This is a genomic window from Sabulicella glaciei (assembly GCF_026183895.1).
GTDB classification, from domain to species: Bacteria; Pseudomonadota; Alphaproteobacteria; order Acetobacterales; family Acetobacteraceae; genus Roseococcus; species Roseococcus glaciei.
The window spans coordinates 1-24,040 of record NZ_JAPFQI010000023.1 but is presented as its reverse complement, the minus strand read 5'-3'; the positions used below and the strand labels follow the sequence as shown (position 1 = coordinate 24,040).

The 24,040-nt window shown below is 70.7% G+C and carries 24 protein-coding genes; 13 read left to right on the top strand and 11 right to left on the bottom strand.

Features of this window, described 5'->3' with window-relative positions:
• Positions 1-3 precede the first annotated feature (3 nt).
• The 4 genes from sdhA to OF850_RS19920 form a co-directional block, all read right to left on the bottom strand.
• Positions 4-1,815, bottom strand: a complete 1,812-nt coding sequence (gene sdhA, locus OF850_RS19935) for a succinate dehydrogenase flavoprotein subunit (protein ID WP_301592089.1) — start codon at positions 1,813-1,815, stop codon at positions 4-6.
• A gap of 112 nt (positions 1,816-1,927) precedes the next feature.
• Positions 1,928-2,302, bottom strand: a complete 375-nt coding sequence (sdhD, locus tag OF850_RS19930) for a succinate dehydrogenase, hydrophobic membrane anchor protein (RefSeq protein WP_301592088.1) — start codon at positions 2,300-2,302, stop codon at positions 1,928-1,930.
• Positions 2,303-2,340: 38 nt separating this feature from the next.
• A complete protein-coding gene (sdhC, locus tag OF850_RS19925; protein ID WP_301592087.1) occupies positions 2,341-2,787 on the bottom strand; it encodes a succinate dehydrogenase, cytochrome b556 subunit in 447 nt (148 codons plus the stop codon).
• Between the two features lie 61 nt (positions 2,788-2,848).
• Complete coding sequence (locus OF850_RS19920; RefSeq protein ID WP_301592086.1) at positions 2,849-3,622, bottom strand: metallophosphoesterase; 774 nt, start codon at positions 3,620-3,622, stop codon at positions 2,849-2,851.
• 99 nt (positions 3,623-3,721) lie between these two features.
• On the opposite strand from OF850_RS19920, the gene OF850_RS19915 reads away from it, so the two are divergent.
• The 3 genes from OF850_RS19915 (at position 3,722) to hemA (ending at position 6,379) form a co-directional block, all read left to right on the top strand.
• Positions 3,722-4,663, top strand: coding sequence for a Bug family tripartite tricarboxylate transporter substrate binding protein (locus OF850_RS19915; protein WP_301592085.1), 942 nt, complete (start codon positions 3,722-3,724; stop codon positions 4,661-4,663).
• Between the two features lie 49 nt (positions 4,664-4,712).
• The gene (locus OF850_RS19910) at positions 4,713-5,054 is read left to right on the top strand and encodes a hypothetical protein (protein ID WP_301592084.1); all 342 of its coding nucleotides are present in this window, start codon (positions 4,713-4,715) and stop codon (positions 5,052-5,054) included.
• Positions 5,055-5,161: 107 nt separating this feature from the next.
• On the top strand, positions 5,162-6,379 hold the full coding sequence (gene hemA / locus OF850_RS19905; protein WP_301592083.1) for a 5-aminolevulinate synthase: 1,218 nt from the start codon (positions 5,162-5,164) through the stop codon (positions 6,377-6,379).
• A gap of 9 nt (positions 6,380-6,388) precedes the next feature.
• Here hemA and OF850_RS19900 read toward each other — a convergent pair whose 3' ends face one another.
• Both OF850_RS19900 and OF850_RS19895 read right to left on the bottom strand, forming a co-directional pair.
• The gene (locus OF850_RS19900; protein WP_301592082.1) at positions 6,389-6,733 is read right to left on the bottom strand and encodes a hypothetical protein; all 345 of its coding nucleotides are present in this window, start codon (positions 6,731-6,733) and stop codon (positions 6,389-6,391) included.
• A 10-nt stretch (positions 6,734-6,743) separates the two neighbouring features.
• A complete protein-coding gene (locus OF850_RS19895) occupies positions 6,744-8,132 on the bottom strand; it encodes an amidase family protein (RefSeq protein ID WP_301592081.1) in 1,389 nt (462 codons plus the stop codon).
• An 87-nt stretch (positions 8,133-8,219) separates the two neighbouring features.
• Between OF850_RS19895 and OF850_RS19890 the strand changes: the two genes are divergently transcribed.
• Positions 8,220-8,642, top strand: coding sequence for a hypothetical protein (locus OF850_RS19890; protein WP_301592080.1), 423 nt, complete (start codon positions 8,220-8,222; stop codon positions 8,640-8,642).
• 7 nt (positions 8,643-8,649) lie between these two features.
• Here OF850_RS19890 and OF850_RS19885 read toward each other — a convergent pair whose 3' ends face one another.
• The 4 genes from OF850_RS19885 to OF850_RS19870 all read right to left on the bottom strand — a co-directional run bounded on the left by OF850_RS19885 (position 8,650) and on the right by OF850_RS19870 (position 12,367).
• Positions 8,650-9,816 (bottom strand): acyl-CoA dehydrogenase family protein, encoded by a 1,167-nt coding sequence (locus OF850_RS19885; protein ID WP_301592079.1) that lies wholly within the window; start codon positions 9,814-9,816, stop codon positions 8,650-8,652.
• Positions 9,817-9,885: 69 nt separating this feature from the next.
• Positions 9,886-10,665: an enoyl-CoA hydratase/isomerase family protein gene (locus OF850_RS19880; RefSeq protein WP_301592078.1), complete on the bottom strand. Its 780-nt coding sequence runs from the start codon at positions 10,663-10,665 to the stop codon at positions 9,886-9,888.
• A complete protein-coding gene (locus OF850_RS19875; RefSeq protein WP_301592077.1) occupies positions 10,665-11,726 on the bottom strand; it encodes an acyl-CoA dehydrogenase family protein in 1,062 nt (353 codons plus the stop codon). The genes OF850_RS19880 and OF850_RS19875 overlap by 1 nt, the downstream gene beginning before the upstream one ends.
• The gene (locus OF850_RS19870; RefSeq protein WP_301592076.1) at positions 11,723-12,367 is read right to left on the bottom strand and encodes a 3-oxoacid CoA-transferase subunit B; all 645 of its coding nucleotides are present in this window, start codon (positions 12,365-12,367) and stop codon (positions 11,723-11,725) included. The genes OF850_RS19875 and OF850_RS19870 overlap by 4 nt, the downstream gene beginning before the upstream one ends.
• Before the next feature lie 197 nt (positions 12,368-12,564).
• On the opposite strand from OF850_RS19870, the gene OF850_RS19865 reads away from it, so the two are divergent.
• The 9 genes from OF850_RS19865 to OF850_RS19825 all read left to right on the top strand — a co-directional run bounded on the left by OF850_RS19865 (position 12,565) and on the right by OF850_RS19825 (position 22,663).
• Positions 12,565-14,316, top strand: a complete 1,752-nt coding sequence (locus tag OF850_RS19865; RefSeq protein ID WP_301592075.1) for a putative bifunctional diguanylate cyclase/phosphodiesterase — start codon at positions 12,565-12,567, stop codon at positions 14,314-14,316.
• Positions 14,317-14,762: 446 nt separating this feature from the next.
• On the top strand, positions 14,763-15,893 hold the full coding sequence (locus OF850_RS19860) for a type III PLP-dependent enzyme (protein ID WP_301592074.1): 1,131 nt from the start codon (positions 14,763-14,765) through the stop codon (positions 15,891-15,893).
• 133 nt (positions 15,894-16,026) lie between these two features.
• A complete protein-coding gene (locus tag OF850_RS19855; protein ID WP_301592073.1) occupies positions 16,027-16,497 on the top strand; it encodes an Lrp/AsnC family transcriptional regulator in 471 nt (156 codons plus the stop codon).
• A 42-nt stretch (positions 16,498-16,539) separates the two neighbouring features.
• On the top strand, positions 16,540-17,940 hold the full coding sequence (gene radA / locus OF850_RS19850) for a DNA repair protein RadA (protein WP_301592072.1): 1,401 nt from the start codon (positions 16,540-16,542) through the stop codon (positions 17,938-17,940).
• Positions 17,941-18,007: 67 nt separating this feature from the next.
• The gene (locus OF850_RS19845) at positions 18,008-18,568 is read left to right on the top strand and encodes a CvpA family protein (RefSeq protein ID WP_301592071.1); all 561 of its coding nucleotides are present in this window, start codon (positions 18,008-18,010) and stop codon (positions 18,566-18,568) included.
• A gap of 14 nt (positions 18,569-18,582) precedes the next feature.
• Positions 18,583-20,034, top strand: coding sequence for an amidophosphoribosyltransferase (purF, locus tag OF850_RS19840; protein ID WP_301592070.1), 1,452 nt, complete (start codon positions 18,583-18,585; stop codon positions 20,032-20,034).
• A gap of 145 nt (positions 20,035-20,179) precedes the next feature.
• Positions 20,180-20,881: an SDR family NAD(P)-dependent oxidoreductase gene (locus OF850_RS19835; protein ID WP_301592069.1), complete on the top strand. Its 702-nt coding sequence runs from the start codon at positions 20,180-20,182 to the stop codon at positions 20,879-20,881.
• Positions 20,882-20,922: 41 nt separating this feature from the next.
• Entirely contained in the window at positions 20,923-21,699 is a 777-nt protein-coding gene (locus OF850_RS19830) for a 23S rRNA (adenine(2030)-N(6))-methyltransferase RlmJ (RefSeq protein ID WP_408906483.1), read from the top strand.
• A complete protein-coding gene (locus tag OF850_RS19825; RefSeq protein WP_301592067.1) occupies positions 21,692-22,663 on the top strand; it encodes an NAD(P)H-dependent glycerol-3-phosphate dehydrogenase in 972 nt (323 codons plus the stop codon). The genes OF850_RS19830 and OF850_RS19825 overlap by 8 nt, the downstream gene beginning before the upstream one ends.
• A gap of 52 nt (positions 22,664-22,715) precedes the next feature.
• Here the strand turns inward: OF850_RS19825 and OF850_RS19820 are convergent, their stop codons facing one another.
• A complete protein-coding gene (locus OF850_RS19820) occupies positions 22,716-23,906 on the bottom strand; it encodes a hypothetical protein (protein WP_301592066.1) in 1,191 nt (396 codons plus the stop codon).
• Positions 23,907-24,040: the final 134 nt, after the last annotated feature.

The window sequence follows — 24,040 nt, the reverse complement described above, 5'->3', positions numbered from 1 at the left end:
GCCTCAGTACACCCGCGCCTTGGGCGGGAAGACCTGGACCTCGTTGGTGAGGGTCCGCATCTTCACGCCGCGATAATCCAGGGACACCTCGCCCTTCTCGTTCACGGAGGCGAGGGTGTGCTTCATCCAGTTCTCGTCGTCGCGCTCGGGGAAGTCCTCGTGCGCATGGGCGCCGCGGCTTTCCTTGCGCGCCTCGGCGCCGACGATGGTGGTCAGCGCGTTGTCGACGAGGTTGTCCAGCTCCAGCGCCTCGACGAGGTCGCTGTTCCAGATCAGCGAGCGGTCGGCGATCTGGAGGTCGCTCAGCCCGGCATGGACCTTGCGCATCTTCTCCACGCCTTCGGAGAGCAGCTCGCTCGTGCGGAACACGGCGGCGTGGTTCTGCATGGTCCGCTGCATCTCGAGACGGATCTCGGAGGTGTGGGTCGTGCCCTTGGCGTTGCGGAGGCGGTCGAACCGGTCCAGCGCCTTCTCTCCCGCCTTGGCGGGCAGCGGCGCCTGGGTCGCGCCCGGCTTGATGGTCTCGGCGGCGCGGTGCGCGGCGGCGCGGCCGAACACCACGAGGTCGAGCAGGGAGTTCGTGCCCAGGCGGTTCGCGCCATGCACGGACACGCAGGCCGCCTCGCCCACCGCCATCAGGCCGGGGACCACCGCGTCCTCGTCCTCGCGGGTCGGGCGCAGCACCTCCGTGTGGATGTTCGTCGGGATGCCGCCCATGTTGTAGTGGACGGTCGGGAGCATCGGGATCGGCTCCTTGGTCACGTCCACGCCCGCGAAGATGCGCGCCGTCTCGCTGATGCCGGGCAGGCGCTCATGCAGGATGTCCGCGCCCAGGTGCTCCAGGTGCAGGTGGATGTGGTCCTTCAGCGGGCCGACGCCGCGGCCCTCGCGGATCTCCATGGACATGGCGCGGGACACCACGTCGCGGGAGGCGAGGTCCTTCGCGGTCGGCGCGTAGCGCTCCATGAAGCGCTCGCCCTCGCTGTTGGTGAGGTAGCCGCCCTCGCCGCGCGCGCCCTCGGTGACGAGGCAGCCGGCGCCGTAGATGCCGGTCGGGTGGAACTGCACGAATTCCTGGTCCTGCATGGGCAGGCCCGCGCGCAGGATCATGCCGCCGCCATCGCCCGTGCAGGTGTGGGCGGAGGTGCAGGAGAACCAAGCGCGGCCATAGCCGCCGGTGGCCAGCACCACGCTCTGCGCGCGGAAGCGGTGGATGGAGCCGTCCTCGAGGTTCCAGGCCACGACGCCGCGGCAGGCGCCCTCCTCGTCCATGATGAGGTCGAGGGCGAAGTATTCGACGAAGAACTCGCAATTGTGCTTGAGGCTCTGCTGGTAGAGCGTGTGCAGGATGGCGTGGCCGGTGCGGTCGGCGGCGGCGCAGGCGCGCATCGCCGGCTCCTTGCCGTAATGCTTCATGTGGCCGCCGAAGGGGCGCTGGTAGATGCGCCCATCCTCCGTGCGGCTGAACGGCACGCCGTAATGCTCGAGCTCGATGATCGCGGGCACCGCCTCGCGGCACATGTACTCGATGGCGTCCTGGTCGCCGAGCCAGTCCGACCCCTTCACGGTGTCGTACATGTGCCAGCGCCAGTCATCCTCGCCCATGTTGCCGAGCGCGGCGCCGACGCCGCCCTGCGCCGCCACGGTGTGGGAGCGCGTGGGGAAGACCTTGGTGATGCAGGCGGTTTTCAGCCCCGCGGCGCCCATGCCGAAGGTGGCACGCAGCCCCGCCCCGCCCGCACCGACCACCACCACGTCATAGGTGTGGTCCACGATGCGGTAAGCGCCGCTGGAAGGCATGGTGATGGCGTTCATCGCGAAATCCCGCTCCGCTCGCGCCCCTTGTCGGAGCACCCTCGAAACCGCGGCCGGAACCGCCCGGCCTCGAACAACAAATCAGGCGCGGGACGGCCCCGCGCCAGCATCGTTACGCCGCCGCGACGATCCGGATGACCGCCACCGCGCAGGCCAGGGCGAGGAGGATGGACACGCCCTTGATCGCCAGCACGACCAGCATCTGCGTCGTGTCGGGGCGGACGTAATCCTCCGCCACGACCTGCAGCCCGCTGGCCATGTGGTGGAAGGTGGCGGCGATCAGCGCCAGCAGCAGCACGGCGTTGAAGGGCCGCGCGATCCACAGCACCGTCTCGACATAGGAGGCGCCGGCCAAGCCGATCATGCTGAACACGAACCAGAAGGTCAGCGGCAGCAGCGCCAGGGAGGTGACGCGCGCCATCCACCAGTGATGGGTGCCCTTGCGCGCCGAACCCAGCCCCCGCACCCGCCCGAGGGCGGAGCGCATGGAAGCCGGGCTGCTCGTCTCGTTCGCCATGTCTTGCGTCAGCCCCAGAAGATCAGCGCCAGGATCCAGGTCAGCACCGTCAGCACCGCGGTGCCGATCAGCACGGCGCGGCCCGTGGCGTACATGGTCGGCAGCTCGAAGCCGAAGCCCCAGTCCCACATCAGGTGCCGCAGCCCGGCGAGGGTGTGGTACCAAGTGACCGCCGTCAGCCCGAACAGCACCAGCAGCCCCAGGAAGGATCCGAGGAACCACTGCACGCGGGCGAAGGACTCCTCGCCCGTCGCGGCGGCCACCAGCCACCAGACGAGCAGCAGCGTGCCCGCGGACCAGATCGCGCCCGTGATGCGGTGGGTGATGGAAAGCGCGCTGTTCATCTGCAGCATGTCGTAGACCTGCAGATGCGGGGAAAGCGGGCGCCGGACGGTGGTTCCGTCGGAACGCCGGCCCGTCATCAAGGCCTCGCGCGCGTCGTGTGGAGTCGTCATTCGAGCTGGGCTCCGGCCTGCCTTGCCTCGGGCCCGTCTTTAAGGACGGGCTGCCACCGGGTCAATCCGCGCCCGGGCCGGATTCGGGCACGGCGAAGCCGTGGCGCAGCACTTCCTCGCCCTCCAGCCGCAGCACGGCGTAGCCCGGCGCCTCGCCGGTCGGGCGGAGGCGCTGGCCGGGGCGGAAATCCAGCGCGAAGGAGGAGGCGGTGCCCCGCACCCCGAAGGAGGGGATGCCGTGCCACGTCCCGGCGATGTCGCGATGGACATGGCCGTGCAGCATCGCCCGGATCCGGCCGCGATGCGGCCGCACCACCTCCAGCAGGGCCGGGGCGTCGCGCAGGCCGATGGCGTCGAAGCCCGGGATGCCCACGCGCATCGGCGGGTGGTGCAGGGCGAGGATCACCGGCCCCTCCGACTTGCCGAGTTCCCGCGCCAGCCAGTCCAGCCGCGCGCGGCACAGCGTCCCGCCCGCCTCGCCGGGGGTATGGGTGTCGAGGGTGAGGAGCCGCCCCGCCGGGGTGTCGCGCGCCTCCTGCACGAAGCCGGCCCCGCCGAAATGGCGCCGGAAGGCGTCGCGGTCGTCGTGGTTGCCGATCAGCGGCACGACCGGGAAGGGCAGGGCGGCAAAGCGGTCGCGCAGCCAGGGATAGGTGTTCTCGTAGTCGTCATGCCCGATATCGCCCGTGGCGACGGCCAGCGCCGCCGGCCAGACGCTGCCCGGCCCGTGCAGCGCGACGAGGCTGTCCAGCACCGCCCCCAGCCTTTCGCGGCCGCCCTTGGGGGTGCCGATGTGGAAATCCGACAGGTGCAGCAGGATCATAACGCGGCGCATGATTGACCCGCGCGGCCCGGGAGGGAAGTCTCGCCGGAGGCAACCGGCGGAACGGGGCCGGGATTGCGCTTCCGTCGCCACGTTGCCCGGGGAAACGCCGTGAAGCGCCTGCTCGCCCTGCTGCTTTGCGCCTGCCTTGCCGGCGGTGCCGCGCGTGCGGAGGAGCCGGTGCGGCTGCTTGTCGGCCTGGCGCCCGGCAGCGCGGTGGACCAGATGGGCCGCCTCCTCGCCGACGGTCTCGCCGCCGAGCTGGGCCGCGCCATCGTGGTCGAGAACCGGACCGGCGCCCGCGGCAACGTGGCGGCGGAGGCTCTGGCGCGCGCCAACCCGGACGGATCGGTGCTGGGAGTGGTCTCGGCCGCCACGCTGGTGCTGAACCGGCACCTGTCGCGGCGGATGGGCTATGATCCACAGGCAGACCTGACCCCCATCAGCCGCTTCGCCGCGCAGCCCTTCCTGGTGCTGGTCCCGCCGCGCGACGGGCCACGCGACCTGGGCGAATTTGTCGAGGAATTGAAAGGAAAAACAGGCACTTGCGGCACGCCGGGCGCCGGGACCCAGGCGCATCTGGTGCTGGACATGCTGCTGCGCTCGGTGGGGGCACGCTGCGACCTCGTTCACTACAGAAACAGTGCAAGCGCCATTCCAGATTTGCTTGATGGGTCGCTTCAGGTCTATGTCGGCTCCGCTGTCATCGGATTGCCATGGGTCCAGGAGGGGCGCGCGCGGTTGCTCGCCGTCACCTCCCGGGTGCGTTCCACCCTGTTTCCCGAGGCGCCCACGGTGGGTGAGACGGTTCCCGGCTTCGAGGCCGAGACCTGGATCGCCCTGATGGGTCCCCGCGGTATGGAGGAAGCCCTGGTGGCCAGGATCGAGGCAGCCGCCATCGCCGTCGCGCGTGACGTCGCGGTGGTGAATCGGCTCCGGGCCATGTTCGCCGAACCCGTTGGGGAAGGGCGGACGGAACTCGCCGCCACCATCCGCGCGCAGGATTCCATATGGGGGCCGGTGGCCCGTGCCGCCGGAGTGACCGCTGATTGACGCTGCACAGGAAGCCACCATTCCCCGGAAGCTTGGCTTCAAGCCCGGGATGGTGTGCGCCGTCCTCGAACCGCCGGCCGGCTTCAAGCATGGCCTTCCCGCGACCAATGCCTCGGAGCCCGAGCTGATCCTCGCCTTCGCGCCCGACCGTGCCGCGCTGGCGCGGGTGGCGGCGAAGGCGCTGGACCTCTACGGCGTCGGCGGGCGGCTGTGGTTCGCCTATCCGAAGAAGACCGCGAGCATCCGCACCGACCTGGACCGCGACCATGGCTGGGAGCCGCTGACCCAGGCCGGGCTGCTGCCGGTGACGCAGGTGCCGCTGGACGCCACCTGGTCGGCGCTCCGCTTCCGGCTGCGTGAGGAAATCCCGACCCTCACCCGCAAGACCTGAGGCGCGACGCGCAGGTTGATCCTGCGCAAGGCGCTTGCTTGCATTCCGGGGCAAGGGAGAGACATGCTCCCTTGCCTCCTCCCGCCCCCCGGCGCAGGTCTCGCCCGATGAACGCCACACGCTCCCGCTTTCTCGACCATTGCCGGCAGGGCCTCGACACCCTGCGGGCGGAAGGGCGCTACCGCGAGTTCGCGCGGCTGGAGCGGGAGGCGGATCGCTTCCCGGTTTATCGCCACGAGGGGCGGGACGTCATCGTGTGGTCCTCCAACGACTATCTGGGCATGGGACGGCACCCGTCGGTGATCGCGGCCGGGCAGGAGGCGCTGGCCGCGCATGGCGCGGGGGCGGGCGGCACGCGCAACATCTCCGGCACCTCGCCGCTCATCGCGGCGCTGGAGGAGGAGCTGGCGACGCTGCACGGCATGGAGGCCGCGCTGCTCTTCGGCTCGGGCTATGTCGCCAACCAGGCGGCGATCTCGACGATCCTGACCTCCCTGCCCGGCTTCCACGTCTTTTCCGACGCGAAGAACCACGCGAGCATGATCGCGGGGATGCGCGGCCTGCCGGGGGTGACGCGCCACATCTTCCGCCACAACGATGTCGCGCATCTCGAGGCGCTCCTGGCCAGCGTCCCCGCGGACGCGCCGAAGCTGATCGCCTTCGAGAGCGTGTACTCCATGGATGGCGACGTCGCCCCGATCGGCGCGATCTGCGACCTGGCCGAGCGCTTCGGCGCCATGACCTACCTGGATGAGGTGCACGCGGTCGGCCTTTATGGCGAGACCGGCGGCGGCATCAGCGAGCGCGACGGCCTCGCCCATCGCCTGGACCTGATCGAGGGCACGCTGGCCAAGGGGTTCGGCGTGGTGGGCGGCTACGTCGCGGCGCGGGCCGAGGTGGTGGACCACATCCGCTCCAACGCTTCCGGCCTGATCTTCACCACGGCGCTGCCGCCGGCCACCGTCGCCTCCGCCCTCGCCTCCGTCCGGCATGTGAAGGGGGATGGGGCGCTGCGTGGCCGCCTCGCGGCCCAGGCGCGGCTGCTCAAGGCCAAGCTGGACGCGGCCGGCATCGCCCGCCTGCCTAGCGAAAGCCACATCGTCCCCGTGCTGGTCGGCGAGGCCGAGGCCTGTCGCGCCGTGGCGCGCCGCCTGCTGGCCGAGTTCGCGATCTACGCCACCCCCATCAACTACCCCACCGTGCCGCGCGGCGGCGAGCGGCTGCGCCTTTGCGCCACGCCCTTCCACGCCGAGGCGATGATGGACGCGCTGGTGGTGGCGCTGCGCTCGGTGCTGCCGCGCGCCGCTTTGTCCCGGGCCGCCTGAAGCCGCCGGTCAGGGCGTCGCTGCCATCCCGTTGGCGTTGACGGTCAGGTTGGGCGTCTCGCAGGGATCCACCCCCGCCACCTCGCCGGCGCGGCCCGTGGCATAGACCACGCGGAAGGCGCGTGGACCCGGGCCGATGCGGAAGATGCGCTGGGCGCCCGGCGCCAGCGTGCCGGGAGCCAGCAGGTCCTGCCCCCACTGGCCGGGCCCCCCGGCGAAGAACTGCTCCACCTCCACCGGGGCCGCGTTGCGGACGACCAGCACCCCGTCGCAGCCGCGCCCCGCACCGCGATCGGCCACCGGCGCGGCACAGGCGGCGAGGAGGAAGGGGAGGAGAAGGGTGGGGGCGCGCATGGCCCTCATCCTACACCCAGGCCGGGTCCACGGGCGAGATCGGCGCGGGGGCCAGCGCCTCCCCGGCCAGCAGCAGCAGGTCCTCCCGGTAGCGCCCGGCGACGAGCTGCACCCCGACCCCCACCGCGCCGGTGGTGACGGCCAGCCCCGGCAGGCCGAGCAGCGGCAGCCCCACCTGGGGAAGCTGCGCCTCGATGATCCCCTCGAAGGCCTCGAAGCCTTGCGTGTCCAGCCCGTCGGGGAAGGGGGTGCGGCCACAGACCGGCATCAGCACCACGGGGTAGTCCTGGAAGAACAGGTTCCATTGCCGCAGGAAGGTGGCGCGCGCGGTCAGCGCGTCCTGGAAGGCGGCGAGGTCGGGGGGCGGGCAGAGCCGGGCCATGTGCTGGTGGACGGCCAGCGCGGCTGGCTCCGCCTCCCGTTCCACCAGCGCCATGCCGCCGCGCGGCAGCATGGCGAGCCAGAGCTGCGCCTGGAGCCGTGCCGGCTCGCGCATCGGCGGCAGGGTTTCGGTCTCCTCCACCTCCCAGCCCGAGTCGCGCAGCCGGGCGGCGGCGTCGCGCAGCGCTTTCTCCACCGCCGCCTCGACCTCCATCCCATCGGGGCGCACGCAGAGGGCGACGCGGCGCGGCGCGGGCGGCCCTTCCAGCGGCGCCGGCACCCACCACGGGTCGCGCGGGTCGAACTCGCTCATCGCCGCCAGCGCCAGGCGCAGATCGGGGATGGAGCGGGCCAGCGGGCCGGACACCGCCATCAGCTGCCCGCCGATGTCGCGCTCGGGCAGGGAGGAGTTCCAGGCCGGGATGCGCCCCAGCGTCGGCCGCAGCCCGTGGATGCCGCACGCATAGGCGGGAAAGCGGATGGAACCGCCGATGTCGGTGCCATGGCCGATGGCGCCGATCCCCGCCGCCGTGGCCGAGGCCGCGCCGCCGGAGGAGCCGCCGGGGGTCAGCCCCTTGTCATGCGGGTTGAAGGTGGCGCCGTGCAGCGCGTTGTCCGTGAACCAGCGCACGGAAAAGGCGGGGGTGTTGGTGCGCCCCAGGATGATCGCTCCGGCTTTGCGCAGATTCGCCACGACGGGGTTGTCCACCTCCGCACGGTGGTTCGCCTGAAGCCGCAGCCCGTTGGTGGTGGCGCATCCCGCCTGGTCCACGTTGACCTTCACCGTGACGGGCACGCCGGCGAGCGGGCCCGGCGCCTCACCGCGCGCCAGGGCGGCGTCCACGGCCGCCGCCGCCTCGCGCGCTTCCGCCTCCAGCGGCTGCACCACGGCGTTCAAGGCCGGATTCACCGCCGCCATGCGGGCCAGCGCCGCCTCCGTCACCTCGCGCGCGGACACCTCCCGCCCCCGCACCCGCCGTGCCGTCTCCGTGGCGGTCCAGCCGTGAATCGCTTCCATCCGCACAAGCCCGATACGGGGCTCCCCCAATTGCAGAAAGGATGGTCCCGGCGGCATTGTCCGGCGTCAAGGAGCCGCCATTTCGTCATGTCCGCCGTTCTTCGCCGCGCCGAGGTTCAGCCCCTGCACCGTCCCCGCTCTTCCTGCGCCTGGCTGCCCGAGAAGCGCCGTGCGCATATCGTCCTCGAAGGCGATGTGTCGGGGCCGGATTATGTCGGGCTGATGCGCCAGCTGCTCGCGGCGCATCCCGAGGCGGCGCTGCATGACTGGGTCTTCGACCTGCGGGCCTATCACGGCTCCATCCGGCACGATCACGTGGAGGAGATCGCTTCCCTCTACCATTCGGTCGCGCGCGGGCGCGACGACCGGGCGATCACCGTGCTGGTCACGCCCGACCGGGGCTTCGTCCACTGGGCGGTGCTGCTGCGGGTGCAGTTCCGCCCGCGCCGCTTCGAGGTGGTGCAGAGCATGAACGAGGCCGAGGCGATGCTCTCGGCCCCGGAATGGTGAAGCGGGGCTAGCCCAGCTCCAGCACGTTCTTGCTGATGATGTTGCGCTGGATCTCGCTGGTCCCGCCATAGATCGTCGTCGGCCGCGCCTGGATGTAGAGCGCGCCGGGGTTGAGGTTGCGGTTCCCCTCCATCGGGCCGAACAGCGCCCCGTTCTCGCCCGCGATCTCCAGCGCCGTTTCGGTGATGCGCTGGAACAGCTCGCTCTGCACGATCTTCAGCTGCGACACGTCGGCGCCGAGCGGCCGGCCAGCCTTCAGCACCGCGACGTAGCGGGAGTAGAGCGACTTCAGGTCCTCCAGATCACAGCGGTGCTTCGCGTAGGTGGCGGCGAAGACGGGGTCCTCCGCCACGCCCATCCGCTCCGCCAGCTGGCGCAGCCGCGTCAGCGCATAGGCGGATTGCCGGGGCGAGCCGAGATAGATGCGCTCGAAGGACAGCAGCGCCTTGGCCATGTCCCAGCCCTTGTTGAGCTGGCCGACCAGGTTCTCCTTCGGCACCTTCACGTTGTCGAAGAAGACCTCCGAGAACTCATCGTGCATCTCGAGGTTGATGATCGGTCGCACGGTGATGCCGGGCGTGGTCATGTCCACCAGCAGGAAGGAGATGCCCTCCTGCTTCTTCGCTTCCTTGTCCGTGCGGACCAGCAGGAAGATCCAGTTCGCGTCGCCCGCCAGCGTGGTCCAGATCTTCTGGCCGTTGACGACGTAGTGGTCGCCCGCATCCACCGCCTCGGTCCGCAGGCTGGCGAGGTCGGAGCCGCTATTGGGCTCGGAATAGCCCTGGCACCACACGTGCTCGCCGGACAGGATCTTGGGCAGGAAGCGCTGCTTCTGCTCCTCCGTGCCGTAGCGGATCACGAGGGGGCCGAGCATGACGATGCCGTGGTCGTTGGTGCGGGCGCAGCCCCAGCGCTCCAGCTCCTCCGTCCAGATGATCTGCTTGGCTGGCGACAGGCCGAGCCCGCCGTATTCGCGCGGCCAGCCGGGGCAGAGCCAGCCCTTCTCGGCCAGCTTCATGTACCAGGGCTTGTTCTCGTCCCAGTGCAGCCGCTTTTCCGGGTTGCGGATCTCGGCCGGGTAGTTCGCCTCGATCCAGGAGCGGATGTGCTGGCGGAACTCCTCGTCGGGGAGGAGGTTCAAATCCTGCGTCTCGCGGGGGGTGATGGCGTTCATGGTGCGATTCCTTGTTGGGCGGGCCGCCTGGGGCCGGCGGAGCCAGGGCATCCGCCGGCCATGCGCGGGCTAGCGCCCTGCGAAGACCGGCTTGCGCTTGCCCAGGAAGGCCTCGCGCCCTTCCTTGTGGTCGGACGTGGCGAAGAGCGCGGCCTGCCAATCGGATTCCTTGGCCAGCGCCGCCTCCATCTCGTCGGAGAACCACTGCTTCATGTAGGCGATGGGCAGCGGCGCCTCGGCCGCCAGGGCCCGCGCCTTCTCCATCGCCGCCGACAGCGCCTGCCCCTTGGGCGCGACCGCGTCCACGAGGCCGATATTGAGCGCCTGCGCGCCCGTGTACTGGGTGTGGAACAGCATCATGTCCCGCGCGCGCCCCAGCCCGATGCGGGCGGGCAGCGTCATCGGCAGGGCGAGGTCGGCCATCAGCCCGATCTTGTGGAAGCCGAGCACGAACTTGGCATCTTCCGCCGCCACCACGTGGTCGCAGAGCAGGGCGAGGGAGCAGCCCGCCCCCGCCGCCCAGCCTTCCACCGCGGCGATGATCGGCACGTTGCCGCGCGCCATCAGCCGCACGAGGCGGTGGGTGCGGCGCATCCGCTCCCGGCCTTCCAGCGCCGTTTCCACGTTCATGCCGGAGATGTCGCCGCCTGCGGAAAAGATCCCCTCCGCGCCGGTCAGCACGATGCAGCGCGTCCCGTCGCTCTGCGCCTTTTCCAGCGCCGCCTCCAGCTCGGTGCGCAGGGGCACGGCGAGGGCGTTGCGCCGCGCCGGGTAGTCGAGGGTGAGGACGAGGACGTCGCCCTCGCGCTCGGCGTTGATCCGCATGCGCGGGGTCTGGTTGCCGTCCATCACGCGTCCTCCGTCTCGGGTTCCAGGGCCATGAAGCGGGCGCGGTGCAGCGCCGCCCCGCCGAAGCTGGGCACCAGCACCATGGCGCGGCGCAGGTGCAGGCCCTGGTCGTACTCGTCCGTGTAGCCGATGCCGCCATGCAGCTGCAGCGAGGCCTGCTGCACTGCCATGGCCGCGTCGCTGGCCCGGGCCTTGGCGCGGGCGACGATGGCGGGTCCGCCCGCGCCCTCGTCCAGCTCGAAGGCCGCCTCCTCCACCGCCGCACGGGCGAGGGAAAGCTGCACGCGCGCATCCGCCGCCTTGTGCTGCAGCGCCTGGAACTTGCCGATCACCGTGCCGAACTGCTTGCGGGTGCGGAGGTAGTCGAGCGTCATGGCGAAGCTTGCCTCCATGCCTCCCAGCAACTCCGCCGCCGTTCCCAGCGCCGCGCGGTCCAGCGCCGTCGCGATGGCCTCGCCCATCCCCGTGGCGATCGGGGCGGGAAGGCCGTTCTTCGGCCGCACCGTGCCGAAATGCCCGCCATCCTGCCGCTGCTCGGTTTCGAGCGCGACGTCGGCGGCGGGCAGGAGGTGCAGGTCGCCGCCCGACACGAACAGGAAATGCGTGGCGCCTGCCGCCATGGGCACGAAGCGGCGCGCTCCATCCCCCGCCGCTGGCTCCAGCGTGCCGGCGCGGTCCTGCCAGGCGGTGAGCACGATGGCCTCGCCAGACAGCGCCTGCTCCAGCAGCTCGTGCCCAGCGGCGGCAAGCAAAGCCGCGGAAAGCTGGAGCGCCGTCAGCGGCTCCGGCGCGCAGGCGCGGCCCATCTCCTCGGCCAGCGCCACCATCTCGGCATGGCCGAGGCCAGTGCCGCCCTTCGCCTCCTCCACCATGAGGCCGATCCAGCCCGCCTCGCCCATCGCGCGCAGGAGGGCCGGGTCGAAGCCCGGCTCGGTGAAGCGCAGGGCGCGGACCCGCTTCATGTCGCTGCCCAGCAGGCCCTGGGCGCTGTCGCGGATCATGCCGATGCTTTCGGCGCGGTCCTCGCTGAAGGGGGCGAGCCCCGTCGGATCTGCGCTCATGCCTGGGCGTGCAGCCTGGCGCCGGAGCGCGCCTGGAGGTCGGCGAGGCTCATCCCCGGCACGATGTCGCGCACCACGAAGCCCAGACCCTTCACCACGTCCAGCACGGCGAGGTTGGTGTAGACGCGCGTGACCGTGCCCAGCGCGGTGAGCGGGTAGCCGCAGCGCTCCACGACCTTGGGGCGGCCATCCTTGGTCTGGTGGTCCATCGTCACCCAGATCTGCTTCGCGCCGGCGCCGAGATCCATGGCGCCGCCCACCGCCGGGGCGGTGTCGTTCTCGCTCGTCGCCCAGTTGGCGAGGTCGCCATTCTCCGCCACCTCGAACCCGCCGAGCACGCACAGGTCGATGTGCCCGCCGCGGATCATCGCGAAGCTGTCGGAATGGTGGCAGAAGGAACCGCCGGGGCGCAGCGTGACCATCTGCTTGCCGGCATTGATCAGCCAGGGATCCTCCTTGCCCTTCGCCGGCGCCGGGCCCATGCCCAGCACGCCGTTCTCGGACTGGAAGATCACCTCGCGCTCCAGCGGCACGTGGTCGGCGATCAGGGTCGGGATGCCAATGCCCAAATTCACCACCCAGCCCTCGGGGATGTCGGCGGCGGCGCGGGCGGCCATCTCGTTGCGGCTCATCGGCTGCATGGCATGTCTCCTCTGCCGGCCAAGCTAGGACCGTGCGGCGGCCTGGTCCAGACGCACCCGGCGCGGCGGCCTGCCCTCCGCTCCCAGCGGGACAGGCGCCGCTTCGACACATTGTATCAAGGACTTCGCTTTTGTATGGAGAAGCCACGTTGGCCCAGCCGGGGCAGGCGACGGCTTCTGGCGGGAGGGTGACAAGGGTGGAGCGGGTCCTGGGACAGCTTTCCCGCGCCCTCGCCGAGCACATCGAGGCGACCGGCGCGACGCAAGAGCAGATGCTCCTGGAAAGCATCGAGTATTTCCGCGGCATCGCCGACGCCTCCCCGGGCGTGATCTGGCTGACCGACCCCACGGGCGAATGCATCTTCGTCAACCATCGCTGGACGGAGATCACGGGCCAGGACGGCGAGGCCGCGCAGGGCATGGGCTGGCTGGACCGGGTGCACCCGGAGGACCGGCCCGCGGTGGAGCGCGGCTTCGCCGAGGCCAATGCAGTGAAGGGCCATTTCCGCGCCGAGTACCGCCTCCTGCGCCGCGAGGGGGAGGAGGTCTGCTGGGTGCTCGACACCGCCTCGCCCCGTTTTTCCGCCGCCGGCAAGTATCTCGGCTATATCGGCGCGGTCACCGACGTGACGGAACGGCGCCTCGCCGAGGAGCGGGCGCTGTTTCTGGCCTATCACGACCCGCTGACCAGCCTCGCCAATCGCCGCCTCCTCCGTGACCGCTTGGCGCACGACCTCGCCGGGCTCCGGCCGGGGGAGGGGCTGGCCCTGCTTTGCCTCGACCTCGACCATTTCAAGGCGATCAACGACACGCTGGGCCATCCGGCGGGCGATGCGCTGCTTTGCGAGGCGGCGGAACGCCTGCGGGACTGCGCGGGACCGCGCGACCTCGTGGCGCGGCTGGGCGGGGACGAGTTCGCCATCCTGGCCGCCACGGATGGCGACGGGCTGCCGGAGGCCAGCCTCCTGGCCGAACGGGCGCTGGAGGCGCTGCGCCGTCCCTACTACCTCAACGGGCAACCCTATGTGGTGAGCACCAGCATCGGCGCCGTGCTTGCGCCGCGCGACGGCCTGTTGCCGGACGAGCTGGTCCGTCATGCCGACATCGCCCTGTACCGCGCGAAGCGCGACGGGCGCGACGCCGCGCGCTTCTTCGACTGCGCCATGGCGGAGGAGGCGGAGCGCCGCCATGGGCTGCGGCGGAGCCTCGCCAGCGCCCTGGAGCAGGCCGAGCTGTCCCTGCGCTTCCAGCCCCTCCGGCGGCTGAGCGACGACCGCGTGACCGGGTTCGAGGCGCTGCTGCGCTGGTTCCCGGAAGGACAGGATGCGGTGCCGCCGACCGAGTTCATCCCGCTGGCCGAGGAAAGCGGCGCCATCATTCCCATCGGCGAATGGGTGCTGCGGGAAGCCTGCAAGGCCGCCGCGCTCTGGCCGGACGACGTGCGGGTTGCGGTGAACCTTTCGCCGGTCCAGTTCCGCTCGCCGCGCCTCCTGGCGGCGGTGCGGGAGGCGCTGGCCGATGCGTCCCTCGCGCCCAACCGCCTCGAGCTGGAAGTGACGGAGTCGGTGCTGCTGCAGGAGGACCAGGCCAACCTGGACATCCTGTGCCGCCTGCGCGACCTGGGCGTGCGGATCGTGCTGGACGATTTCGGCACGGGGTATTCCTCGCTCGCCTATCTGCTCCGCGCGCCTTTCGACAAGATCAAGGTGGATCGGTCGTTTGTCGCCGGGCTGCCCGACCGGCGTGAATCCAGGGCGATCGTGCGCGCGATCGGCGGACTCGGCCTTAGCCTGGGCATCGCCGTGACCGCCGAAGGGGTGGAAACCGAGGCGCAGCTTCGGGCCGTCGCGGAAAAGGGTTGCAGCGAGGCGCAAGGTTCGCTGATCGGCTTTCCCATGACGGCCCGCGAGGCCGGCGCGCTGCTGACGGGGCTGCGGCGCGTGGCCTGAGCCGACGCGCTTGCCCTGGGGGCATGCGTGACCCGACCGCAGGTCATGGCCGGAAGCCGTCCGGCCAGCGCGGGGCGGGAAGCATGATTTTTCCAGGCTTTCCGCGAGCGTCCTGGGGGCCTTCCGGCGCCGTGCCGGGGCAGCGCGAAAAATCTTTGCCTCCAGGCCCGATGTCACTTGCATATGCCGGCCGGCGCGCGTATCTGCCCCCTCCACAAGACGCAGTACGCACGTGCCTCTAGGCCCCAGGCCCACGGAGCGGAGCCCCGAGTAAGGCTCGCCACCGCGGCGCAAGGTTTACGCAACGACGTCAAGCGTTCTGGCACCCCGCGGGTCGCAAGCCTCGCGGTTTCTTCTTGGTCGCTGGTTCGTTCGACCGTTTCGTCAATCTGGGGCCGCCCCACGAAAAGGGGAGGGTTCCACACATGCTGGTGGAGGATGGTGCGATGACCCCGAAGGTCGCTCGCTATCTCGCGGAGATGGAGCCTGCCACGCCGTGCCTCGTCATGGACGTGGATCGCGTGGAGCAGAACTATGCCCGGCTGAAGGCCGCGCTGCCGCTGGCCCGCATCTACTACGCCGTGAAGGCCAACCCCGCCGCGCCGATCCTGGAGCGTCTGGTGGGCCTCGGCTCCTTCTTCGATGCCGCCTCCTTCCAGGAGGTGGAGATGTGCCTCGACGCCGGCGCGGCCGGCGAGCGCGTCTCCTACGGCAACACGATCAAGAAGGAGCGCGACATCGCGGCGGCCTATGCGCGCGGCGTGCGGATGTTCGCCTTCGACAGCGAGGCGGAGCTGCTGAAGCTCGCCCGTTCCGCCCCCGGCGCGCGCGTCTATTGCCGCATCCTGGTCGGCAATGACGGCGCCGAGTGGCCGCTGTCGCGCAAGTTCGGCTGCGAGGTCGAGATGGCGCGCAAGCTGATGGTGCAGGCGAGCGAGCTCGGCCTGGACGCCTTCGGCCTGAGCTTCCATGTCGGCTCCCAGCAGGTGAAGACCGCGGCCTACGAGGCGGCCATCGCCAAGGTCGCCATGCTATTCACCGACCTCGCCGAGGCGGGGGTGAAGGTGCGCATGGTCAATCTCGGCGGCGGCTACCCCGTGCGGTACAAGAGCGAGGTGCCGGAGATCGGCGCCTTCGGCGACGCCATCATGGGTGCGATGACGAAGCATTTCGGCAATGCCCTGCCGGAGATCGTCATCGAGCCCGGCCGCTTCCTTGTGGCCGATGCGGGCGTGGTCCAGAGCGAGGTCGTGCTCGTTTCCCGCAAGGGCGAGGACGATCCGGTGCGCTGGGTCTATCTCGACATCGGGCGCTTCGGCGGGCTGGCGGAGACGGAGGGCGAGGCCATCAAGTATGGCTTCCGCACCCCGCATGACGGCGCGGAGGAAGGGCCGGTGACCATCGCCGGGCCGACCTGCGACAGCACGGACACGCTCTACGAGAAGAGCAACTACCGTCTGCCGCTGGCACTGCGCGACGGCGACAAGGTGGAGCTGCTGGCCACCGGGGCCTATGTCACCACCTATGCCAGCCAGAAGTTCAACGGCTTCGCGCCGCTGAACGAGATCTACATCTGACATCCCCGGGCGGGGTCCACCCGCCCGGCTTCCCGCCGCGATGGGACGGTGCCGCGCTTCCCCTTTGCGCGGCAGACCGCCTGTCGCGGCGGTTTTCCTTTTCAAAGGCTCCAATGCCGTATAGAGTCCGGTGATGGACGAGATTGACCGGAAGATATTGCTCGCGGTGCAGGCGGACGGTGCGGCCGGCCTCGCCGAGATCGCCAAGGTCGCCGGGCTTTCCGTCTCCGCTACGGCCGAGCGCCAGAAGCGGCTGGAGGAGCGCGGGCTGATCCGCGGCTGGCACGCCGCGCTGGATCCTGCCCTGGTCGGCGTGCCGCTTCTGGCCTTCCTTCGGCTCGACATGCGGCCGGGCAAGGAGGACAGCGCCTTCCGCCGCCTAGTCCGCAAGCAGCAGGCAGTGCTGGAATGCCATCAGCTCACTGGAGAGTGGTCCTACCTCCTCAAGCTGCGTGTGCCCGACATCTCCGCCCTGGACGAGCTGATCACGGAGGAGATCCGTCCCCTGCCGGGGCTGGAACGCCTGTCGGTGGAGATCGCCCTGGCCTCGGTGAAGGAGTCCGGCCTCCTTCCCATCCCGCCCGTGCCGGAGGAGGACGAGTAGCGCCGCCTTGAAGCGGAGTCTCGTTCTCTCTATGTTCTAATCATGGCCAAGGATCGCGCGCGCTATGTCTGCCAGTCCTGCGGGGCGGCGCATCCGAAGTGGCAGGGGCGCTGCGACGCCTGTGGCGAGTGGAACACCTTGTCGGAGGAGGTGGTGCAGGCCGGCCCCGGCCCAGCCGGCAAGGCGCCGCGCGGCAAGGGGCTCGACTTCGTCGGGCTGAAGGGGCAGGGCGCCCCGCCGCCGCGCCACATCACCGGCCTCGCCGAGCTGGACCGCGTCCTGGGTGGCGGCTTCGTCCCCGCCTCCGCGGTGCTGGTCGGCGGCGACCCCGGCATCGGCAAGAGCACCATCCTCTTGCAGGCTGCGGCCCGCATGGCCGTTTCCGGCAAGCGCGTCCTCTACATCTCGGGCGAGGAGGCGGTAGAGCAGGTGCGGCTGCGCGCCCGCCGCCTGGGCCTCTCGGAGACGCCGCTCGCCCTGGCCAATGCCACGGCGCTGCGCGACATCACCGCCAGTCTCGAGGCCGAGCGCGAGGCTGCGCTGGTCGTCATCGACTCCATCCAGACCATGTGGCTCGACACGCTGGACTCCGCGCCCGGCACCGTCGCCCAGGTGCGCGCCTGCGCGGCGGAGCTGATCCGGACCGCCAAGGCGCGCGGCTTCGCCCTGGTGCTGGTGGGCCACGTCACCAAGGAGGGCACGCTGGCCGGGCCGCGCGTGCTGGAGCACATGGTGGACGCGACGCTGTATTTCGAAGGCGATCGCGGCCACCAGTTCCGCATCCTGCGCGCGGTGAAGAACCGCTTCGGCGCGACGGACGAGATCGGCGTCTTCGAGATGACGGAAGGCGGTCTGGTCGAGGTCGCCAATCCCTCGGCGCTGTTCCTGGCGGAGCGGCGCGGCAACATCAGCGGCTCCGCCGTCTTCGCCGGGCTGGAGGGGACGCGGCCCGTGCTGGTCGAGGTGCAGGCTCTGCTTTCGCCCTCGGCCGGCGGCTCGCCCCGGCGGCAGGTGGTGGGGTGGGATGGCGGGCGCCTGGCCATGCTGCTGGCGGTGCTGGAGGCGCGCTGCGGCCTGACCTTCGCCCAGGCCGATGTCTACCTGAACATCGCCGGCGGGCTGCGCATCAACGAGCCGGCGGCCGACCTGGCCGTGGCGGCGGCGCTGGTTTCGGCCATGACCGACCGGCCCACGGAATCGGACGCGGTGTATTTCGGCGAGGTCGGGCTGAGCGGCGAGGTGCGGCAGGTGGCACAGGCGGAGTCGCGCCTGCGCGAAGCGCGCAAGCTGGGCTTCGGCGCGGCGGTGCTTCCCCGCCGCCTGGCGCGCGGCCAGAAGCCCCCCGCCCCGGTGGAGGGGCTGCGGCTGGACGAGATCGGCCACCTCGCCGACCTTGTGGCGCCCTTCGCCGCGCAGACGGTGAAGCGCAAGGAACGGGCGTGACGCTTCAACCCCCACCGATCCTCGCCTAAACCCTCCCCATGATCTCTCCCCGACATGGAACGCCGCGATGACCTGGGTGGACGGCGTGCTCCTCCTGGTAATGGTGCTCTCCGCCATCCTGGCCTTCATGCGCGGCTTCATCCGCGAGGTGCTGGGCATCGGCGCCTGGATCGGCGCGGCCTTTGCCGGCTTCGCCTTTCGCGGCGCGGTGCGGCCCTTCATGGACCAGCTGGTGGAGGTGGACTGGATCGCCGACGGGCTTTCGGTCGCCGTCGTCTTCCTGGTGGTGCTGATCGTCCTGAAGCTCGTCATCCATGTCATCGCGGGCAAGGTGCAGGGTTCGGCGCTGGGCGGGGTGGATCGTTCGCTGGGTGCGCTGTTCGGGCTGGCACGGGGCGTCGCCATCGCCATATTGGCCTATGTCCTGGCCGGATTGCTCGAGCCCGACACGGGGGAATGGCCCGAGCCGGTGCGCGAAGCCAGGACGCTGCCGCATATCGCGGATGGCGCGCGTTGGGTTGTGGGGTTGCTCCCGCCGGAGTATCGCCCCCGCATCGCCGCCCCACCGGAACGCCGCGTGCCCACGCAGGAAGACCTGCTGCGCCCGCCCGCCCGGAACCGAACGTAAAGGGCCAGGTCGCCATGTCTCTTCCGTTGTCCGACGACGACAAGTTCCATGAGGAGTGCGGCGTCCTTGGCGTGTGGAACGCCAAGGATGCGGCGGCGCTGGTCGCGCTCGGCCTCCATGCCCTGCAGCACCGGGGCCAGGAAGCCTCGGGCATCGTCGCCATGGGGGAGGGCGGGCAGTTCCGCACCCACAAGGGCCTCGGCCTGGTCGGCGACATCTTCGGCGACGCCAAGGTGATGGCCGGGCTGCCCGGCCGTGCCGCGGTGGGCCACAACCGCTACGCCACCACGGGCGAGACGGCGATCCGCAATGTCCAGCCGCTCTTCGCCGATTTCGAGTTCGGCGGCTTCGCGGTCGCCCATAACGGCAACCTCACCAATGCCGCGCAGCTGCGCCGCGCCCTGGTGCGCCGCGGCTGCCTGTTCCAGAGCTCGACCGACAGCGAGGTCTTCGTCCACCTCATCGCCATCAGCCTCTACTCGACGGTGCTCGACCGGCTGATCGATGCGCTGAAGCAGGTCCAGGGCGCCTATTCCCTCGTCGCCCTGCACAATGGCGCGCTGATCGGCGCGCGCGACCCGCTGGGGGTGCGGCCGCTGGTGCTGGGCCGCCTCCATGACAGCTGGGTGCTGGCCTCGGAGACCTGCGCCCTCGACATCGTCGGCGCCGATTTCGTGCGCGACGTGGAGCCGGGCGAGATCGTCATCATCGACGACAACGGCGTGCAGAGCGTGAAGCCCTTCACGGCCGCGCCCGAGCGCTTCTGCATCTTCGAGTACATCTACTTCGCCCGGCCCGACTCGGTGGTCGAGGGCACGCCGGTCTACGACACGCGCAAGCGCATCGGCGCGGAACTGGCGCGGGAAAGCCACGTGGAAGCCGACCTCGTCGTCCCGGTGCCGGATTCGGGCGTGCCGGCCGCGATGGGCTACGCCTCCGAGGCAGGGATCCCCTTCGAGCTGGGCATCATCCGCAATCACTATGTCGGCCGCACCTTCATCGAGCCGACGGACCAGATCCGCCATCTCGGCGTGAAGCTGAAGCACAGCGCCAACCGCCCCGCGCTGGAGGGCAAGCGCGTCATCCTGGTGGACGATTCCATCGTGCGCGGCACCACCTCCAAGAAGATCGTCGAGATGGTGCGACAGGCCGGCGCGGCCGAGGTGCACATGCGCATCTCCTCGCCGCCCACGACGCATTCCTGCTACTACGGCATCGACACGCCGGACCGCGCGCATCTCCTGGCCGCGCAGAACGATGTGGCGGCGATGGCGAAGCTGATCGGCGTGGACAGCCTCGCCTTCATCTCGCTGGACGGGCTGTACCGGGCGCTGGGCCGGCCGGGGCGCAACGCCGCCAATCCCGGCTATTGCGACGCCTGCTTCACCGGCGACTACGCCATCCCGCTCACGGACTGGCCGGCCAACGAGGAGCAACGGACCAAGCAGCTCCAGGCCAGCCTGTGAACAGGCCGGCCTTGTTGATGCCCTCAGGCGCCGGGCGCGGCCTCCGGCCGCTTGGCTTTCGCGCCGTGAGCTGCCGCGCCGGCTGCGCGGGTGGCCTGGGCGCGGCTCGCGTTGCGAACCGTTTTGCCCGCATCGCGGGGTGCGCATGACCTTCGCCGGACAGGTCGCGCTCGTCACCGGGGCATCGCGCGGGATCGGGCGGGCGACCGCGCTAGCGCTGGCCAAGCGGGGCGCGCATGTGGTGGCCACCGCCCGCTCCCAGGGCGGGCTGGAGGAGCTGGACGATGCGGTCCGCGCCGCCACCGGCCAGGGCGCCACGCTGCTGCCGCTGGACTTGGTGAAGGAGGCGGAGCAGCTGGACGCGCTCGGCCCTACGCTGCTGCAGCGCTTCGGCCGCCTGGACATGCTGGTGCACGCGGCGGGGCTGCTGGCGAAGCTGACGCCTGTCGCGCACATCATGCCGCGCGACTGGAACGAGAGCCTCGCGGTCAATCTTTCCGCCTGCTGGCGGTTGATCCGCACCGCCGACCCGCTGCTGCGCGCCGCCCCCGCCGGGCGCGCCCTGGTGTTGACGGACCATCGCGCCGAGGAGCCCGAGGCCTATTGGGGCCTCTACGGCGCCGCCAAGGCGGGGCAGCACCACCTCGTCCTCGCCTGGGCGCGCGAGGTGGCGAGCACCCCCCTGCGCGTCGCCCTGGCCGATCCCGGCCCGACCGCCACCAACCTCCGCCAGGTGGCGATGCCCGGCGAGGATCCGAAGACGCTGCGCCAGCCGGACGAGGCGGGCGAGTGGATCGCGGCGCAGATGGAGGCCGGCTTCGGCAACGGCGCCGTCCTGCGGGCTTGAACTACCGCCACGCCTTTCACGCGGGAAATTTCGCCGACTGCATGAAGCACGCGCTGCTTCATGCCCTTCTCGTCGCGCTGCGGCGCAAGCCCGCACCCTTCCACGTGCTGGACACCCATGCCGGGATCGGCCGCTACGACCTCCATTCCTCCGAGGCGGAGCGGACCGGCGAGTGGCGCGCGGGCATCGGCAAGCTGCTGGGCATCACGGAAGGGCCGCTCGCGCCCTGGCTGGATCTCGTCCGTAGGGAAGGGGGCCCCTACTCCGGCTCGCCCGCCCTCGCGTCGGCGATGCTGCGCGAGGGGGACCGCCTGACCCTGGTCGAGCTGCACGAGGCGGATCATGCCACGCTGCGCGCCGCCTTCCGCCGCGACAAGCGCGTTTCCGTCCACCGGCGCGACGCGGCGGAAGCGGTGCGCGCCCTGCTTCCCTTTCCGGAGAAGCGCGGCCTCGTCCTCCTGGACCCGCCCTTCGAGCAGCCGGGCGAGTATGGGCGCCTTGTCGCCGCCATGGCCGAGACGTGGCGACGCTCGCGCGGGCTGGTCCAGGCCGCCTGGTACCCAGTCAAGGGCCGCGCCCCGGCCCGCGCCTTCCACGCGGCGCTGCGCGACAGCGGCATTCGCGACATCGTCGCCGCCGAGCTTCACCTCCGCGAGCCGACCGATGCGGCGCGGCTGAACGGCAGCGGCCTCGCCATCGTCAACCCGCCCTTCGGCTTCGAGGAGGAAGCGCGCGCCATCCTCACCGCGCTGCATGCCGCCCTCGCCACCGGGGAAGCGGGCGGCGGCTGGACCCTGGAGCGGATCGCGGATGAATAGCCTCGCTGTCCTCGGCGCGGGGGCTTGGGGCACGGCCCTCGCCATCCACGCCGCGCGGCAGGGCCGGGCGGTCACGCTCTGGGCCCGCGACGGACGCCACGCGGCCGAGATGGCGGAGGCGCGCGAAAACCGGCGTCGCCTGCCGGGCTACGGCTTCCCGCCCTCGCTGCGCGTCTCGGCGGAATGGCCGGAAGGGGCGTCGCTGGCGGTGGTGGGCGTGCCGATGCAGCCCCTGCGCGCCACCCTCGCCACCTGGCCGGCGCGCCTGCCGCCACTCGTCCTACTGTGCAAGGGGCTGGAAGGCGGGAGCCACCGCCTGCCGCTGGAGGTGCTGGAGGAATTGCGCCCCGGCCAACCGGCCGCCATCCTGTCCGGCCCCAATTTCGCGCACGAGGTCGCGGCCGGCCTGCCCGCCGCCAGTGTCGTCGCCAGCCGCGACCTCGCCCTGGCGCGGGCGGCGCAGGCGGCGCTGTCCGGAGGGCGGCTGCGCCTTTACCTGAGCGGGGACCCGGTCGGCGTGCAGCTAGGCGGCGCGGCAAAGAACGTGCTGGCCATCGCGGCGGGCGTCGCGATGGGCGCCGGCCTGGGCGAGAATGCGCGCGCCGCCCTGGTCACGCGCGGCCTCGCCGAATTGTCGCGCCTGGTCGTGGCCTTTGGCGGCGAGGCGGCGACGGCGGCGGGGCTTTCGGGCTTGGGCGACCTGCTGCTGACGGCGACGGGCGAGCGCAGCCGCAACACCTCGCTCGGCCTCGCGCTCGGGCGCGGCGCCTCGCTGGAAGAGGTGCTGCGCGGACGCTCGGCGGTGACGGAGGGGGTAGCGACGGCGCCCGCCCTGCTGGCCCGCGCGGCGACGGTGGGGGTGGAGCTGCCCGTCTGCGCCACCGTGGCGGCGCTGCTGGAAGGGCGGCTGGATGTGCAGGGCGCGCTCCATTCCCTGATGGAGCGGCCGGTCCGGGAGGAGTAGTCCGCCCTCCCGGTGGGAAGCGAAGAGGCGCCTGGGCGCCTCTCCCGGTTGCTCAGGCCCAGACGTCGTAGTTCAGGGTGAGGGTGACGCTGGAGCCATTCGCGACCTGCGTGCTGAAGCCGCCATTGAAGGACACCGCGCCATCGGCAAGAGAGGCGAGGGCGACATTGACCTGGCCGCTGTAGTTCTGCAGCACCTCGGTGCCATCCGAGTTCGCCGTCCCCCCGAGGGTGAAGTCGACCGAGTTCGGCCGCGGCTCGACGTCCAGGAAGAAGGTCTCGTTGGTGGCGTTCAGGTCCGCATGGAGCGCGATGTCGATCACACCATTCTGCGCGCCGCTCTGGGCCTGGAGGCTCCCGTTGAAGGTGAGGTTGCCCCCGCTCTTCGTGAAGGTGAAGCTCTCCGACTTGTAGCTGTAGAGGTCGGCCGTGCCGGTGTAGTTGATCGTCAGCGAGTTCGGGATGACGTGCCCGGCTGAGTCCGTGATGTCGTATTCGACCTTCACGACCATCATCTCGTCCTTGAGAAGATCCGTAGAGGTATCGAACACCACGACGCCGTCCGTGATGGTCAGGAAGGACGGCTTCGCGGGCTGGACGACGCCGTCGACCGTGAACTTGTAGCTCCCCGCCACGATGCTGAGCGCATCGCCATCAAGATCAACCGCGTTGCCGAGCAGGTCGATGGGGGCGGAAAAAGAAGCAGCCTTGCCCAGGGTCTCGGTCAGGTTGACCACGATGGCTTCGGCGGTCGGCGCCACGTTCGTCACGGGCTCCGGCACCACCGCCCAGTCCGTGTCGTACTCGCCGACCGAGAGCGAGGTGAAGAACTCGCGCGTGTGATAGACCGTCTCGGTCGTCTTGCCGACCTTGCTCGAGGTCGTCCAGGTCTCCGTGTCGAGGCCGCTGAGGATGCTCGAAAGCTCGAAGGTCTCGCCCAGGACGGTCAGCTTCGGGGCCGGGTTGTTGACGGCGGCACCATCCACGGGGCCGGTCTTGCTCTGCGCCGCGCCGAAAAGGTCGGACAGGGTGAACTGACCCGCGGCCACCGCTTCCTTCACCGCCAGCGCGGCGTCACGGTCGCCGGTCCGCTCAAAGGCGAGGAAGCCGAAATAGTCGGCAACCGTCTTGATCTCGCTGCTCAGCGCCGCCGTGTAGGCGGACGAAAGCTGGCCCTGCGCCGAGGCGGACAGGGACGAACTGTACCCGCTCGCCATGAAGGACGAGGTGAAGAAATCGCTCATGTGACTTTGCTCCCTAACAGGCTGCTGAAAAACGGTCGCGTTGGTGTCTTGGCTGTGATTCCTTCTGGTCAGGCAGGGGGACGAGCGATGCGCGGGACAGACGAGCGGACGGAGAGCTTGTTCAGCTACGTGAG

What these genes read in the sequence shown, in the direction of transcription:
- OF850_RS19900 (WP_301592082.1), bottom strand. Translation starts at nt 6,733, where the DNA reads ATGCGCGCCCCCACCCTTCTCCTCCCCTTCCTCCTCGCCGCCTGTGCC.
- sdhC (WP_301592087.1), bottom strand. Translation starts at nt 2,787, where the DNA reads ATGACGACTCCACACGACGCGCGCGAGGCCTTGATGACGGGCCGGCGT.
- OF850_RS19920 (WP_301592086.1), bottom strand. Translation starts at nt 3,622, where the DNA reads ATGCGCCGCGTTATGATCCTGCTGCACCTGTCGGATTTCCACATCGGC.
- purF (WP_301592070.1), top strand. Translation starts at nt 18,583, where the DNA reads ATGTCTCTTCCGTTGTCCGACGACGACAAGTTCCATGAGGAGTGCGGC.
- sdhA (WP_301592089.1), bottom strand. Translation starts at nt 1,815, where the DNA reads ATGAACGCCATCACCATGCCTTCCAGCGGCGCTTACCGCATCGTGGAC.
- OF850_RS19895 (WP_301592081.1), bottom strand. Translation starts at nt 8,132, where the DNA reads ATGGAAGCGATTCACGGCTGGACCGCCACGGAGACGGCACGGCGGGTG.
- OF850_RS19835 (WP_301592069.1), top strand. Translation starts at nt 20,180, where the DNA reads ATGACCTTCGCCGGACAGGTCGCGCTCGTCACCGGGGCATCGCGCGGG.
- hemA (WP_301592083.1), top strand. Translation starts at nt 5,162, where the DNA reads ATGAACGCCACACGCTCCCGCTTTCTCGACCATTGCCGGCAGGGCCTC.
- OF850_RS19825 (WP_301592067.1), top strand. Translation starts at nt 21,692, where the DNA reads ATGAATAGCCTCGCTGTCCTCGGCGCGGGGGCTTGGGGCACGGCCCTC.
- OF850_RS19855 (WP_301592073.1), top strand. Translation starts at nt 16,027, where the DNA reads ATGGACGAGATTGACCGGAAGATATTGCTCGCGGTGCAGGCGGACGGT.
- OF850_RS19860 (WP_301592074.1), top strand. Translation starts at nt 14,763, where the DNA reads ATGACCCCGAAGGTCGCTCGCTATCTCGCGGAGATGGAGCCTGCCACG.
- OF850_RS19820 (WP_301592066.1), bottom strand. Translation starts at nt 23,906, where the DNA reads ATGAGCGATTTCTTCACCTCGTCCTTCATGGCGAGCGGGTACAGTTCG.
- OF850_RS19890 (WP_301592080.1), top strand. Translation starts at nt 8,220, where the DNA reads ATGTCCGCCGTTCTTCGCCGCGCCGAGGTTCAGCCCCTGCACCGTCCC.
- sdhD (WP_301592088.1), bottom strand. Translation starts at nt 2,302, where the DNA reads ATGCGCTCCGCCCTCGGGCGGGTGCGGGGGCTGGGTTCGGCGCGCAAG.
- OF850_RS19880 (WP_301592078.1), bottom strand. Translation starts at nt 10,665, where the DNA reads ATGGACGGCAACCAGACCCCGCGCATGCGGATCAACGCCGAGCGCGAG.
- radA (WP_301592072.1), top strand. Translation starts at nt 16,540, where the DNA reads ATGGCCAAGGATCGCGCGCGCTATGTCTGCCAGTCCTGCGGGGCGGCG.
- OF850_RS19910 (WP_301592084.1), top strand. Translation starts at nt 4,713, where the DNA reads ATGGTGTGCGCCGTCCTCGAACCGCCGGCCGGCTTCAAGCATGGCCTT.
- OF850_RS19885 (WP_301592079.1), bottom strand. Translation starts at nt 9,816, where the DNA reads ATGAACGCCATCACCCCCCGCGAGACGCAGGATTTGAACCTCCTCCCC.
- OF850_RS19875 (WP_301592077.1), bottom strand. Translation starts at nt 11,726, where the DNA reads ATGAGCGCAGATCCGACGGGGCTCGCCCCCTTCAGCGAGGACCGCGCC.
- OF850_RS19870 (WP_301592076.1), bottom strand. Translation starts at nt 12,367, where the DNA reads ATGCAGCCGATGAGCCGCAACGAGATGGCCGCCCGCGCCGCCGCCGAC.
- OF850_RS19830 (WP_408906483.1), top strand. Translation starts at nt 20,923, where the DNA reads ATGAAGCACGCGCTGCTTCATGCCCTTCTCGTCGCGCTGCGGCGCAAG.
- OF850_RS19845 (WP_301592071.1), top strand. Translation starts at nt 18,008, where the DNA reads ATGACCTGGGTGGACGGCGTGCTCCTCCTGGTAATGGTGCTCTCCGCC.